We start from the raw sequence: 13,446 nt of genomic DNA, 5'->3' as shown, positions 1-13,446 counted from the left end.
ACTGTTTTTGACGAACCCCAATGCTGTAATTACATTATGAAAAAGTTTTTTGCTATTGCATCCATGACATTTATTATTCCCGCTTTGACCTCGTGCGGCGGCTCCAAGGGCGAAGCGCCGTGGATCGTCGACCGTTTCGACGATATCAAGGTCATCCGTTACGAAGTTCCCGGCTTCGAGCAGCTTCCGCTCGAAGAGAAAGAGCTGATCTATTACCTCTCCGAAGCCGCCAAGTGCGGCCGCGACATTCTTTTCGACCAGAACTGCCCGGTGAACCTTCCCGTGCGCCGCACGCTTGAGGTCGTTTACGAAAACTACCAGGGCGACCGTACTTCGGCCGAATGGCTGGCGTTGGAGAAGTACCTCAAAAAGGTCTGGTTCGCCAACGGCATCCACCACCACTATTCGAACGACAAGTTCGTACCCGAATTTACCGAAGGCTACCTGCTCGACGTGATCGAGACCATCCCCGAAGAGAAATTCGGCTCCCTGAATCCCCTGCGCGGCGACGTTTGCCGGGCGATCTTCGATCCTGCGCTCTACAAGACACGTCTCAACCAGAAGGCGGGCGACGACCTGCTGCTTACCTCGTCGAGCAACTACTACCACAACGTCAGCCAGGCCGAGGCCGAAGCGTTCTATGCCGGCGTTGCCGCTGCCGATGCGGGCAATCCCGAGCCGGTTTCCTACGGGCTGAACTCGCAGTTGGTGAAGGACGACACGGGACGCATCTACGAGCGTGTCTGGAAGTTGGGCGGCATGTACTCGCCGGCCATCGAGAAGATCGTCTACTGGCTCGAAAAAGCGCAGGCTGTCGCTGCCGAACCCCAGAAAACCAACATCGAAGCGCTTATTAGCTATTATAAGACGGGCGACCTGAAGGAGTTCGACCGCTACAACATCGGCTGGGTGAAGGATACGGTTTCGAACGTCGATTTCGTCAACGGCTTCATCGAGGACTACGGCGATCCGCTGGGCCGCAAGGCTTCGTGGGAGGCCAACGTCAACTTTATGGATACCGAAGCCTGCCACCGTACGGAGATTATCTCCGACAATGCCCAGTGGTTCGAGGACCACTCGCCCGTGGCCGAGGCTTACCGCAAGCCGGTGGTGAAAGGCGTTTCGGCCAAGGTCATCACCGTGGCGATGCTGGGCGGTGACTGCTATCCCGCAACGCCTATCGGCATCAACCTGCCCAACGCCGACTGGATTCGCAAGGAATACGGCTCGAAGTCGGTCACGATCGATAACATCACCTATGCTTATGATATGGCCGCCCACGGCAACGGCTTCAACGAGGAGTTCGTGCTCCGCGCCGAGGACCGCGAGCGGATGGACAAATACGGCAAACTGGCCGACGACCTGCATACCGACCTTCACGAGTGCCTGGGTCACGGCTCGGGGCAGTTGGCTCCGGGCGTCAAGGGCGGCGAGTTGAAGAGTTACGGCTCGACGCTCGAAGAGGCCCGCGCCGACCTGTTCGGACTCTACTACCTGGGCGATCCCAAGCTGGTCGAACTGGGACTGATTCCTTCGCTCGACGTTGCCAAGGCGGGCTATGCCAAGTATATCCTGAACGGCATGATGACCCAGTTGGCGCGCATCGAGCCGGGCAAGAACGTCGAGGAGTCGCACATGCGCAACCGCAAACTGATCTGCGAGTGGTGTTACGAGCGCGGCAAAGCCGACAACGTGATCGAGATGGTGAAGGAAAACGGCAAGACCTACGCTGTGGTCAACGATTTCGACAAACTCCGCGAACTTTTCGGCGAGATGCTCCGCGAGGTGCAGCGCATCAAGTCCGAGGGCGACTACGAGGCCGGCCATAAACTGGTCGAGCAGTATGCCGTGACGGTCGATCCCCAACTGCACAAGGAGGTTCGCGACCGTTACTATGCGCTCAATATCGAGCCTTACGGCGGTTTCGTCAATCCCGAATACGAATTGGTGGAGAAGGACGGCAAGATCGTCGACGTGAAGATTTCTTACCCCGCCAACTACGTGGAGCAGATGCTCGGCTATGCGAAGGATTACTCCTTCCTGCCCAACATCAATTAGATTTTCGATTTTGCAGGGCCTTTTGCCCTGCCTCCGGACGGCACGGATGGGATGTATTCAATACTCCCCATCCGTGCCGTTTTTCGTTTAACCACAATCTGATTCCGATCCGCCTGCCGCACATAGCCCGAATTTCCGCACGGGGAAATTTCAGCTGCGGTGTCTCCAAAAAAGATGCGCCCCGGTCTGGGACGCATCTGCTGTTCTTCCGAAAGCGGGTCTTACTCTTCGACCTCTTCGAAATTGCTCTTGTCGACTCCGCAAACCGGGCAAGCCCAGTCGTCGGGAATCTCTTCGAACGGCGTTCCGGGGGCGATGCCTCCGTCGGGATCGCCGACTGCGGGGTCGTAAATCCACTCGCAGACTACACAACGATACTTTTTCATCTCTTGCTGTTTTTTATAAGGTGAATAAATGCTATGCAAATTCATTGCCGCCTTTTCAGGCATCCTCTTCTTCGTCGGGGCGGTTGCCGCCCGGCGGAGTAAGTTCGGCCACCAGGCGGTCGGCGTCCGAACACGAGACATAGAGACGGTCTTCGTAGATATCTGTGATCTCGACGAAATTCCGCCATTCCGAAGCGTAGAGCCGCACACGGTCGAGCCTGCGGAGGTCGATGAAGTGGCCGTAATAGCCGAAGAATCCGCATCCGCCGAAGATCGGCAGGAACCATTTCATGTGCTGCGGGTCCACGCGGCGTACCGAGGCGATTTCGTCGCGGCGTATCTCGGTGATGTCCAGCAGGCAGCGCACTTCTACCGTCTCGTCCGTCACCACGATCTTGCGGGGAATCGACAGCGACATCAGGGCCACCAGCGCCACGATGAACGAGGTGAACCATGCCGAGAGGTAGCCACCTTCGTAAAGATGGTACAGCAACCCGCCCAACAGGACGAAGACGATGATGTAAACCAACGTCCAGTAGATCGTGTTGTGATCGAAACGGTATTTATACGTGCTCGGCATCGTTTGTCTCTTCTTCGGTTTCGGCCTCTTCGCGTGCGGCAATCAGAGCTTCGGCGACGGTGAAATCCTCGGGAGTCGTGAGTTTGAGGTTTTCGCGCTCGCCCTCTGCCAGGCAGATTTCGTGCCCGGCGGCCTCGACCACCGACGCGTCGTCGGTAAATTCCACACGGTATCCGGCGTTATAGGCCCGGCGCAGGATGTCGGCGCGGAAGACCTGCGGGGTCTGTACGATGCGCAGGCAGCGGCGATCGACAATGTGCGACGGGATATTGCCCGCGGCGTCGGGCTCCCCGTCCGTTTCGCGGAACGAGTCGACGGGCTCTACGACCGGAATCGCCGCCCCGTGCTTTGCGGCGGCTTCGGCCACACGGCGGATCATCGCGGTGGTTCCCAATGGACGTACGCCGTCCTGCACGGCAATCAGACAGGGATCGGAGGCGAGTGCCGCCAGCCCGTTCTTCACCGAGTCGAACCGCTCGGGGCCTCCTGCGGCGACTTCGTGTTTCGCCACGTCGAAACGGGCTGCGAGGTTCTTCCAGAAGTCGATATGCTGCTCGGGGAGCACCACCACGATCTCAGCCCCGGGCAGTGCCGCGGCGAAATTGTTGATCGTGCGCGCCAGTACGGGCATGCCGCCCAGAAACTGGAATTGCTTGGGCCGTGCGCCGCCTGCGCGGTGTCCGCTGCCTCCTGCTACGATGATGACTCCCGTGCGTTCCATTGGCTTATTGTTTTGCGGGTGTTTGTGCGACTGCTGCGGGCAGTACGAGCGAATCGAGCTGCGTAATCTGTTCCTCGGGTTTTATTTCGCCGTTGAGTTCGGCCGAGATGCGGTCGCGGACAAATTCGAACAGTGCGCGGTTCTCCTTCGAGATCGGTTCCGCCGGTTCCGACGGAATCTTCAGCGGATCGATCGGCGTTCCGTTTTTCCAGACGCGGTAATCGAGGTGCGGGCCGGTCGAGGCTCCCGTCGAACCGACATAACCGATCAACTGCCCCTGCGACACGCGCGAACCCTTCGAAATGCCCTTGGCATAGCCGCTCAGGTGCATGTAACCTGTTTGCAGACTGCCCGGATGCTTGATCTTAAGCGTGTTGCCTCCGCCTCCGGCCCAACCCTTGAAGATCACCGTGCCGTCGGCTACGGCGTGTACGGGCGTGCCTTTCGGCGCGGCGTAGTCGACTCCCGTGTGCGGGCGGTAAACCTTGTAAATCGGATGTTTGCGGGCGTAGGTGAATTTCGAACTGATGCGCGAGTATTTCAGCGGAGCCTTGAGCATCTGCTTCCTGAGGCTTGCGCCATCCGATTCCCAGTACTGGATTTTGCCGCCCTGGCGGAACGGAATGGCGTAATACTCCTTGCCGCCCTGCGAGAATTTCGCGCCCCAGACGCGTCCGATGCCCACTGACACCGAGTCGTCGATGAACCGCTCGTCGTAGATCACCGTGAAGCTGTCGCCCTTCTGGATGCCGAAAAAGTCGACCGTCCATTGGTAAATGTCCTCCAATTCGGCGGCCAGCGCGTAGGGGAGGTCCTGTTCCATGATCGCACCCCAGAGCGAGGAGTTGATCACGGCGCTCTTTTTCGTGCGGCGCAGGGTGTAGGATTTGGCATCCTTGCGCACGGATACCGAGTCGCCGTGGAATCCGAAGACTACGTAATCGGTGACCGATATTTCGTAGGCGAGGTAGTCGAGATGCGGTGCGTAGAGCGAATCTTCGTGAATGAAAGCCGTATACTTATGCCCGGCGCGGATGTTGCGCAGCGGGAAAATCTCTTTCGAGGCCTTGTCCAGCCGGTCGACCGTGAGGGCCGACACACCGAATCCGTTGAGGATTTTCCCCAGCGTTTCGCCGCTTCCGACTTCCCCGGCTTCGGTACGGTAATCGTCGGCATTGATGCCGTAAAGCATGTTGTGGGGCTCTTCTGCGCTCTCCACTTCCACCACCGGCCCCTGGGTCCGGTTGCAGGCGCCTGCCGCTGCGAGCAGCAGGGCGCATATCGATATTTTCAGATAATTCATAGATGAGAGCAAAGATAGTACAAGCCGGGCGCAATCCCAAATTTTTTTTGAGGATTGCCGGGACGCCATTTGTCTGACCCGTTTTGAAAAACGCACACTCTATTGTGTTTAGTATGCGATTTGCGCTGTTGCAGCCAGATTTGCGGTTTTAGGTTTGGAGGTCCCGGGAAAAATTGCTACCTTTGAAAGTTATCCGTTCAAACCGGTAGAAAGATGCTCAAATTCCTGCTCGCGCCTGCGGCCTTCCTCTATAAAGCGGGGGTGACGTTTCGTCACCGCCTCTTCGACTGGGGCATTCTCAAGAGCGAGAAATTCGACATCCCGATCATCTGTATCGGTAACATCACCGTCGGCGGTACGGGTAAAACCCCGATGGCCGAAATGGTAATCTCCTACATGACCCAGATGCACAATGTAGCGCTGCTGTCGCGCGGCTACGGCCGCCGTACGAAAGGTTATCTGGAGGTCAAATGCGATTCGCATTACCGCGATTCGGGCGACGAGCCGCTGCAAATCAAACTCAAATTCCCCGATACGGTGGTCGCCGTGTGCGAAAAGCGCACCGAGGGGATTCGCCGCATCCGCGCCGAGCACCCCGAGGTCGACCTGATCATTATGGACGACGGTTTCCAGCACCGCTATGTGGAGCCGAAGATCAACATCGTGATGATCGACGCTACGCGTCCCGTCCAGCACGACAGGATGCTGCCCGTGGGGACGCTGCGCGACCTGCCCGAAGAGTTGCACCGTGCCCATTATTTCGTGGTTACGAAGTGCCCCGAACGGATGGCTCCGATCGACCGCCGCATCCTGCGCAAGGTGCTGATCCAGGTGGCCTACCAGCGGGTCTATTTCACCCGTTTCGAGAGTTTCATGCCCCAGCCGCTCTATGCCGAGGAAGCCTCGGACGCGCCGTTGGTGCAGGGACAGCGGGTAATCGCCCTCTCGGGTATCGGCAACCCGAAGCCTTTCCTGCAAACGCTTCGCGGACGCTACGAAGTCGCGGCCGAAATGACGCTCGACGACCATCACGTCTATAAGGTCCGCGACATGAACGCGCTGACGGCGTTGCTCGCGAAGCATCCGGGCGCGGTAATTGTTACCACGGAGAAGGATGCCGTCAAGATGACCAACCGGGCGAAAATCCCTGCGGAGATTCGCCGTAAGCTATACTATTTACCGATAAATATTTCATTCATAGAGGATTCGGCAACGGATTTTCTGCAAAAACTAGAAGAAGATGTTAGAGGAAATTAAGAAAACCGCCGCTTTTGTCAAAGCTGAGACCGGAGATTTCGCCCCCGAAGTGGGCATCATCCTCGGGACCGGTCTGGGCGATTTCGCCGATAAGATCGACGCTAAATTCGTCATCGAATATAAGGATGTCCCCGGATTCCCCGTTTCGACCGTCGAGGGGCACAAAGGCCGCATGATTTTCGGCCTGATCGAGGGACGCAAAGTCGTCGCCATGCAGGGACGCTTCCACTTCTACGAGGGTTACACGATGCAGCAGGTGACCTTCCCCGTGCGCGTGATGCAGCAGATCGGCATCAAATACCTTTTCGTGTCGAACGCTTCGGGCGGCATCAACACCTCGTTCCGCGTGGGCGACCTGATGGTCATCACCGACCACATCAACCTGATGCCCAACCCGCTGATCGGCCCCAACATGGCAGAACTCGGCCCCCGGTTCCCGGATATGCACAACTGTTACGACAAATCCCTGATCGCTGCGGCCACGAAGATCGCCGAGGAGGAGAACATCAAACTCCAGTACGGCGTCTATGTCGGCGGCACGGGTCCCACGTTCGAGACGCAGGCCGAATACCGCTATTTCAAAGCCATCGGCGGCGATGCCGCGGGCATGTCGACCGTTCCCGAGGTAATCGTGGCGCGCCATATGTCGATCCCTGTTTTCGGCGTCTCGGTCATCACCAACTGCGGCCTGTCCGACGAGGTGGGCGACCACGAGGACGTGCAGCGCCAGGGCAAGAAAGCCGGTGTACGCATGGAGGTCGTTTTTCGTAAAATGATTAAAAACCTGTAAGCAAATGGTAAATAAGGTTATCTTGATTGGCAATGTGGGCATCGATCCCGAAGTGCGTACTACCGAGAGCGGCGTGAAGGTCGCCCGTGTCCGCCTGGCTACGACCGAGCGCCTGTTCGACCGTGCCGCGAACGAAACGAAGGAGCATACCGAATGGCATACGATCACGCTCTGGCGCGGTCTGGCCGACGTGGTGGACCGCTACGTGAAGAAGGGTTCCCAAATCTATGTCGAGGGGCGCCTGCGCACCCGCGAATGGATGGACAAGGACAATAACAAACGCTATACGACCGAAATCCTGGCCGATACGATGAACCTGCTGGGCCGCCGCTCGGACAATCCCGCTTCGGAAGGCGCTCCCGCTCCGGCCTACGGCGCACCGCAGCAGGGCGGCTACCAACAGCCGGCTCCCCGTCCGGCCGCAGCCCCGCAGCCGCAGCCCGCGGCTCCTTCGGTTCCGGCGGACGATCCCGACGATTTGCCTTTTTAATTTTCGATTTGTAAGCGGCTATTTCCGCACATCCCTCGAACGGGGCGAATGGAATGTACCTCAAGTACTATCCATCCGCCCCGTTCTTCACGATGCGCGAAACTCACTCGCTTAAAATCAAAAATTGCAGGGATAATCCGAAAAATCCGTTCTCGGACGGCCTATGATCGTATGGTCCGGAGCGTTACCGGTTGAGCCATTGCCGGAAATCCTGTGCCCGGTCGGTGCTGACGAACGCCTCCTCTCCTTCGGCGAGGGGTGGATTGAGCACCACCTTGATCCGGCTGCCCGAGTAGCGGATCATCTCCCGGATCGAGTCGAATGCGATGATAAAGCGGCGGTTGATGCGGAAAAAGAGGTTCGGCGGCAGTTTTTCACCCACCTCGGTCAGCGTGCGGTCGACGATGTAGTCCTTTCCGTCGTGCGTCACGAGGTGAAGGTATTTGCCGTCGGCCATGAAGTAGGCGATCTCGGCCGTGGTGACCGATTTCATCCGGGCGCCCATGTGTACCAGGAAGCGTTCCTGATAAACCGGAGATGCCTGTGCCGGGCCGTCAGGCTCCGCAGACGGGCTTCCCCCCCCCGATAGTAGTCCCAGCTTATCGATCGCGCGTTGCAAATCGTCGCGTCCGAAGGGTTTCAGCAGGTAGTCGATGCCCTTGTTCTCGAAGGCTTTCAGGGCGTAGGAGTCGTAGGCCGTGATGAAAATGACGGGTACGGTGATGTCCGTGCGTTCGAAGATGTCGAATCCGCTGCCGTCTTCGAGATGTATGTCCATGAAAATCAAGTCGTGACTGACGCCGGCGATGACTTTGGCAGCTTCCGCCACCGATGCGGCCGTAGCGACGATCTCGATTTGCGGCGCAACTTCCGCGAGCGTCGTGCGCAATTCGGCGACCGACAGCGGCTCGTCCTCTATGATAATGGCTTTCATGACGCGTAAAATTACAAAAAAAACAGTCCGGTGCAAAAACCGGACTGTTTTTTCATCGCGCCCCCGCAGGGCCGCCCGATTCACCGTTGCTAATTGTTCAGCTCGGGATTGCTGTCGATGGCCGACTGCGGGAAGGGCAGCGTATAGCGCGAGTCGTTCTCGACCAGCGATACGGTCTGGTCTCCGTACTTGTGGACGATGGCCGGCCGGGTCGTGCGGCGCAGGTCCATCCAGCGGTGTCCCTCTCCGACCAGTTCGCGGGCACGCTCGTCGGCGATTTCCGCACGTAACTGCTCGGCGTTCATCGCTTCGACCTTCGTGCGCTCGGCGTCCATCGCTTCGGGCTTCAGCCGGTTGGCTTTCAGGGTGAGCAGGTACGTCTTGGCGTTCTCCAGTTCCGCCGGGAGATACGAACCCGCTTCGGCGGCGATCAGGTACATCTCGGCAATGCGGATCGACACGCGGTCCGACGACGAACGGTCGGGAACGTAGCCGACGGTGGAGGTGTTGTAATCGGTCACTTTTTTGAGGTACGCACGGCGATTGTCGTTCGCCTCGTCGAACAGTGCGAGCAGGTGTTCCGAGAGGAACCCGGCATTGCGCAGGTCGCCGGCTGCTCCGCTGAAAGGCCGTTCCCAGGCCATGATCATCTCTTTCGACGGGGCTTTCCACGGCAGGCTGTCGGCCTTCGGCGGATTGTTCAGGTCCACGAGTTCGTATTCGGGCAGCAGCGACGCCGACAGGTCGTATGCCTCCTGCCAGTCGCGCATGTAGAGCTTTACGCGCGCCTTGAAAGCCGTGAGTGCATGCTTCGAGAACCGGTAGTTGTAGTTCGTTTCCTGTTTTTCGACCTCCATCAGCCGTTCGGAAGCGGTGATGTCGTCGAGTATCTGCCCGTAGACGGCGGCGACGTTCGAAGGACGGTATTTCTGTTCGATGTCGATCTCCGGGGCCAGCGGCACGGTGCGGTCCGTGGCAGCCGTTTCCGGGTTGTAGGGCGCACCGTAGAGGTTCACCAGGTCGAAATACGAATAGGCACGCAGTGCGTAGGCTTCAGCCATGATCTGTTCGTTCGATTCCTCGGAATCCTTGTCGGCGTCCAGTATATCGTCGATCACGGCCTGGGCCTGGAAAATGGCCCGGTAGTAGTCCCTGTAAGGATACTCTTTCATCTGGCGGCCGTAGTCCCAGCGGTAGTTGTAGGAGAGTGCCATGCCTACGTTGGCCTCCCAGATGGTTCCTTCGTAAAAATATCCGGCCTCGTCGGAGAGCAGTCCCGTGTAAGTTTTCGAGTCGAAATAGGGAAAGCGGAAATAGCCCTCAGTGAGCAGGGCCCGGAATTCGGATGTCTTGTGGGGTATGACTTTGCCCACAGGCTCTATTTCGAGGTAATTGCAGGAGGCAAGACCCAGTGCGAGGAGTAGGATATATGCTGTTTTTTTCATAATTGCCAAGTGTTAGAAAGTGATGTTGAGGCCTACCGAGTAGGTGCGTGCTATCGGCTGTGCGTAGATGTTGCCATAGGTCTCGGGGTCGAAATAGCCGTCGTAATTGGTCGCGATTACAAACGGGTTGCGGGCCTCGAAATGAATGCGCAGCCCCGACATGTGGAGTTTGCGGGTGATTTTTTCCGGGAAGGCGTAGCCCAGGCGGATGCTGTTCACACGGAAGTAGTTCATCTTTTTCTGCCAGATGTCGAGGTGGTTGAAGAACGACGTCTCGCTGGGAGGATAGTTCGCCATGATCCACCTCATGACACGGTAGGGATCGGGATTCTCGGCCCATTCGCTCCATTCCGAACCGTCGGCCTGCATGTTGCCGACAATGGCGGGATACCGGCCCGAAGGGTTCGAGGGCGACCACACCTGCAGCATGTCGGTCGTGTAGTTCTGCCCCGGGTTGACTGCCGTGGGATTGTAGAAGGGCGAACGCATGACGTTCTGTCCGAAGACGAAATTACACGAAATCGCCAGGTCGAAGTTGTGGAAATAGAACCGGTTGTTAAAGCCTCCCGTTACCGACGGGTTCATCGAACCCGAGTAGGTCAGCCGCGAGCGGACATCCTTCTGCGATATGTCCATTGCGGGCGAATACCAGGCGATGCCATAGGGGTCTTCGAGGCGGAAGTTCACGAACTCCTGGAGCGAGACCTTCTCTCCGTCCTTCCAGAACATCGGGATGCCGTACTCGTCGAGTCCGGCGGTTTTGATCGTGAACAGCGCACTCGACGAATATCCCTGCACCGAGGGGGTCCAACTGTCGTCGTCGATGCGGATTTTCTCCACCTTGTCGGTGTTGTGGGCGAGGTTGATCTGGGTCTCCCACCGGAAATTCTGCGTGCGGATATTCACGGTATTGAGGGTGAATTCGACGCCGCGGCTCGATATTTCGCCGTAGTTGCTCGACGTGGATGTGAACCCCGTTTCCGAGGGAATCGTGCGCGTGGTGATCAGGTTCTCGCTGCTCCGGCCGTAGAGTTCGAACGTGAAGCCGAGGCGATTTTCGAAAGCCGAGAAGTCGAGCGCCGTGTTCCACGAATAGGTCGTCTCCCAGCGCAGGTTCTGGTTGGGCGGCGAGGTTACGTCGATGCGGTCCTCGTTCACGTTGCCGATGGTCGTATTGGCCCACGTGCCGAGGATGTAAGGCGATGTCGTACGGTCGATATTGCCCTGAACGCCGTAAGAGGCCCTCAGGCGCAGGTTGTCGAGCCACCGGGCGTCGCGCAGGAACTTCTCGCGGTTGATGCTCCAGGCTCCCGAAACGGACCACATGGGGTTGAACTTGTACTTGGGGTCCACGCCGAAGAGGTTCGTACCGTCGTAACGCATCGAGCCGAAGAAGGTGTATCGGCTGTCGTAGGTGTACGATCCGGTGAAGAAGTAGGACAGGTAGCGGTTTTCGTAGAACGATTTGAGGTATTGCTGGTAGTTTTTGTCGTCGACGTATTTGCTCCCGTCGGGGAAATTCACCGGCTTGGAGGTCATGGTTTTATGGTCGTAACCGAAGCCTTTGGTGTGTATGGTCGTACTCGTTACGCCGCGCATCTCCAGACCGGCCATCAGGTCCAGCTCGTGCTTTCCGCCGTACGTGCCCGAATACTCGGCCTGTGCCTTCCAGTTGTACTGCGACAGGTCGCCGTTCCAATTCTGGATGATGCCGCCCTGGGGCAGGAACGACTCCCCGTCGTAACGCGATTTGTGGTTGTATTTGCGTGTGAAATAGGTGTTCTCCTGCGCCATCTTCTCGGTCATCGAATTGTCGACCTGCAAACCGAACTGCGTGTAGAGTTTAAGTCCTTTTACCGGCGTGTAATCGAGGTCGAAAATCGTTTTGATCGACCGGGTTTTGAGCGTGTACTCCGTGCGGGCGCGCTCTTCGAGGTAGTTGAAGTCCAGAATGGTCTCCTCGTTGCCGAGGTTGTAGGTCATGTCCGGGTCGTAGATGTAACTGCCGTCGGCGTTGTAGGCATTCAGGTAGGGGTTTACCGAACGCGTGTAACGCGAAGGGTTGGTGAATACGTCCGTATCGGAGAGGTACGAATCGTTCTTGTTCTGTCCCACGAACACCGAAGCGCCGAAACGCAGGTTCTTCAGCAGGTCGTAGTCGGTCTTCAGCGTGAGGTTCAGACGCTCGAAGCCCGTCCCGACGGTCGTTCCCTGCTCGTTGTAGTAACCGCCCGAGAAGTAGTAGCTGGCCTTGTTGCCGCCGCCCGAGAGGCTGATGCTGTACTGTTGGTTGAGGGCCACGCGGTAAATCTCCTTACCCCAGTCGGTTCCGTTCTTGCGCAGGGCGTTGATCTGCGCTTGTGTCTCGGGCGAGAGCGAAGAGAACGATCCGCCGTTGATGAGCAGGCCTCTTTCGCCCGCCTTGTCCAGGATGCGGGCCACGCCGCCCATGTTTTTCATGTAGTCCAGCGTGCCGTTCGCCGCCAGCCCCAGTTCCAGGTCTACCTTCTGCGAAGCGTTCATCAGGTTGAGTTTCTCCAGGTTGGGACGGTCCGTTACAAACAGCGATGCCGAAACGTTGACGCGCGTCGCCTGGTTGCGGGCTCCTTTCTTGGTGGTGATGATGATGACGCCGTTGGCCGCGCGCGCTCCGTAAATGGCCGTTGCCGCGGCGTCTTTCAGGATGGTGATGTCTTCGATGTCCGACGGGTTGAGGCCCGCGATCGACATGTTGTAGAGGTTGTCGATGTTCTCCTTCGACGACCAGTCCGACGGGATGTCGTTGCCTTCGAGGGGCATGCCGTCCAATACCCACAACGGGTCGGTGTTGCCGTTCAGCGTTACGGTGCTTCGGATTTTGATTTTGCTGGCCGCACCGGGACCGCCCGTGGTGGGGGTCGATACGAGACCGGCGATCGAACCCGAGAGCATCTCGTCGACGCTCGCCACGCCGTCGCGCGAGATGTCCGACATCTTGACGTTCGAGATCGACGAGGTCAGCTTGCGCTTTTCGATGCGCTGGTATCCGGTCACCACTACGGCATCCACCTTGTTTTCCGATGCCGAGAGATAGATCGTAAAGTTGTTCTTACCCGAAATATCGAGTGTCTGTGCCTCGTATCCGAGGTAGCTGACTACGACTTTCTTGACGCTCACGGGCAGTTTGAAGGCGAAACGCCCCTGCTCGTACGCGATGGTTCCCTGCGGGTTGTAGTCTTTGGCCTGGGTCTCCTCGGGCGCGATGAAGACAGTAGCGCCCACGAGCGGCGCTCCGTCGGCGCGGTCGAGCACCTGGCCCGAAATCTGCCGGGTTTGCTGTGCGAGAGCGAACAGCGGACAGACCAGAACGAATAGCGTAAGGAATTTTTTCATATTACAAATATAGATGTGTTTGAGTTGTTTATCTATTAAATCGAAGTTGTTTTCTGTGTATTTGTTTGGAATTGTAACCTGCTTAAGTCTCCCCTTAGTTGCTTCAAAGC

At 57.8% G+C, this 13,446-nt stretch carries 11 protein-coding genes; 4 read left to right on the top strand and 7 right to left on the bottom strand.

Annotated features, from left to right (window positions below; genetic code table 11):
* Positions 1–36 precede the first annotated feature (36 nt).
* Positions 37–2,058 (top strand): dipeptidyl-peptidase 3 family protein, encoded by a 2,022-nt coding sequence (locus KG007_RS02560; RefSeq protein WP_449500913.1) that lies wholly within the window; start codon positions 37–39, stop codon positions 2,056–2,058.
* A 221-nt stretch (positions 2,059–2,279) separates the two neighbouring features.
* On the opposite strand, the gene rd is transcribed toward KG007_RS02560, so the two are convergent.
* From rd to KG007_RS02540, 4 genes are read right to left on the bottom strand one after another with little or no spacing between them, the layout of a single operon-like run.
* Positions 2,280–2,444 (bottom strand): rubredoxin, encoded by a 165-nt coding sequence (rd, locus tag KG007_RS02555; protein ID WP_015547243.1) that lies wholly within the window; start codon positions 2,442–2,444, stop codon positions 2,280–2,282.
* Positions 2,445–2,499: 55 nt separating this feature from the next.
* Positions 2,500–3,024 carry a PH domain-containing protein gene (locus KG007_RS02550; RefSeq protein WP_213347249.1) on the bottom strand — a complete coding sequence of 175 codons (525 nt, stop codon included), beginning with the start codon at positions 3,022–3,024 and terminating at the stop codon, positions 2,500–2,502.
* Positions 3,008–3,745: a 2-C-methyl-D-erythritol 4-phosphate cytidylyltransferase gene (gene ispD / locus KG007_RS02545; protein WP_213347248.1), complete on the bottom strand. Its 738-nt coding sequence runs from the start codon at positions 3,743–3,745 to the stop codon at positions 3,008–3,010. Before ispD ends, KG007_RS02550 begins: the two co-directional genes overlap by 17 nt.
* A 4-nt stretch (positions 3,746–3,749) precedes the next feature.
* Positions 3,750–5,048: a peptidoglycan DD-metalloendopeptidase family protein gene (locus tag KG007_RS02540; protein WP_195458434.1), complete on the bottom strand. Its 1,299-nt coding sequence runs from the start codon at positions 5,046–5,048 to the stop codon at positions 3,750–3,752.
* 213 nt (positions 5,049–5,261) lie between these two features.
* Between KG007_RS02540 and lpxK the strand changes: the two genes are divergently transcribed.
* Genes lpxK through KG007_RS02525 form a run of 3 tightly spaced genes read left to right on the top strand, consistent with a single transcriptional unit; the run spans position 5,262 to position 7,585 of the window.
* The gene (gene lpxK / locus KG007_RS02535; protein WP_195458433.1) at positions 5,262–6,305 is read left to right on the top strand and encodes a tetraacyldisaccharide 4'-kinase; all 1,044 of its coding nucleotides are present in this window, start codon (positions 5,262–5,264) and stop codon (positions 6,303–6,305) included.
* Positions 6,289–7,095 (top strand): purine-nucleoside phosphorylase, encoded by an 807-nt coding sequence (locus KG007_RS02530; protein ID WP_195458432.1) that lies wholly within the window; start codon positions 6,289–6,291, stop codon positions 7,093–7,095. Before lpxK ends, KG007_RS02530 begins: the two co-directional genes overlap by 17 nt.
* Before the next feature lie 4 nt (positions 7,096–7,099).
* Positions 7,100–7,585 carry a single-stranded DNA-binding protein gene (locus KG007_RS02525; protein ID WP_195458431.1) on the top strand — a complete coding sequence of 162 codons (486 nt, stop codon included), beginning with the start codon at positions 7,100–7,102 and terminating at the stop codon, positions 7,583–7,585.
* A 184-nt stretch (positions 7,586–7,769) separates the two neighbouring features.
* Here the strand turns inward: KG007_RS02525 and KG007_RS02520 are convergent, their stop codons facing one another.
* From KG007_RS02520 to KG007_RS02510, 3 genes are all read right to left on the bottom strand, one after another.
* Complete coding sequence (locus tag KG007_RS02520; protein WP_213347247.1) at positions 7,770–8,519, bottom strand: LytR/AlgR family response regulator transcription factor; 750 nt, start codon at positions 8,517–8,519, stop codon at positions 7,770–7,772.
* Positions 8,520–8,608: 89 nt separating this feature from the next.
* On the bottom strand, positions 8,609–9,964 hold the full coding sequence (locus tag KG007_RS02515; RefSeq protein WP_213347246.1) for a RagB/SusD family nutrient uptake outer membrane protein: 1,356 nt from the start codon (positions 9,962–9,964) through the stop codon (positions 8,609–8,611).
* Between the two features lie 12 nt (positions 9,965–9,976).
* The gene (locus tag KG007_RS02510; RefSeq protein WP_213347245.1) at positions 9,977–13,336 is read right to left on the bottom strand and encodes a SusC/RagA family TonB-linked outer membrane protein; all 3,360 of its coding nucleotides are present in this window, start codon (positions 13,334–13,336) and stop codon (positions 9,977–9,979) included.
* Between the last annotated feature and the right edge of the window lie 110 nt (positions 13,337–13,446).

Source organism: Alistipes montrealensis, from assembly GCF_018362775.1.
Lineage (GTDB): Bacteria > Bacteroidota > Bacteroidia > Bacteroidales > Rikenellaceae > Alistipes > Alistipes montrealensis.
The sequence above is the reverse complement of the archived record's forward strand: the minus strand, read 5'-3'. Positions and strand labels throughout refer to the sequence as shown.

Excerpts from the sequence above, each read along its gene's own strand:
- KG007_RS02560 (WP_449500913.1), top strand. The coding sequence starts at position 37 with ATGAAAAAGTTTTTTGCTATTGCATCCATGACATTTATTATTCCCGCT.
- rd (WP_015547243.1), bottom strand. The coding sequence starts at position 2,444 with ATGAAAAAGTATCGTTGTGTAGTCTGCGAGTGGATTTACGACCCCGCA.
- KG007_RS02550 (WP_213347249.1), bottom strand. The coding sequence starts at position 3,024 with ATGCCGAGCACGTATAAATACCGTTTCGATCACAACACGATCTACTGG.
- ispD (WP_213347248.1), bottom strand. The coding sequence starts at position 3,745 with ATGGAACGCACGGGAGTCATCATCGTAGCAGGAGGCAGCGGACACCGC.
- KG007_RS02540 (WP_195458434.1), bottom strand. The coding sequence starts at position 5,048 with ATGAATTATCTGAAAATATCGATATGCGCCCTGCTGCTCGCAGCGGCA.
- lpxK (WP_195458433.1), top strand. The coding sequence starts at position 5,262 with ATGCTCAAATTCCTGCTCGCGCCTGCGGCCTTCCTCTATAAAGCGGGG.
- KG007_RS02530 (WP_195458432.1), top strand. The coding sequence starts at position 6,289 with ATGTTAGAGGAAATTAAGAAAACCGCCGCTTTTGTCAAAGCTGAGACC.
- KG007_RS02525 (WP_195458431.1), top strand. The coding sequence starts at position 7,100 with ATGGTAAATAAGGTTATCTTGATTGGCAATGTGGGCATCGATCCCGAA.
- KG007_RS02520 (WP_213347247.1), bottom strand. The coding sequence starts at position 8,519 with ATGAAAGCCATTATCATAGAGGACGAGCCGCTGTCGGTCGCCGAATTG.
- KG007_RS02515 (WP_213347246.1), bottom strand. The coding sequence starts at position 9,964 with ATGAAAAAAACAGCATATATCCTACTCCTCGCACTGGGTCTTGCCTCC.
- KG007_RS02510 (WP_213347245.1), bottom strand. The coding sequence starts at position 13,336 with ATGAAAAAATTCCTTACGCTATTCGTTCTGGTCTGTCCGCTGTTCGCT.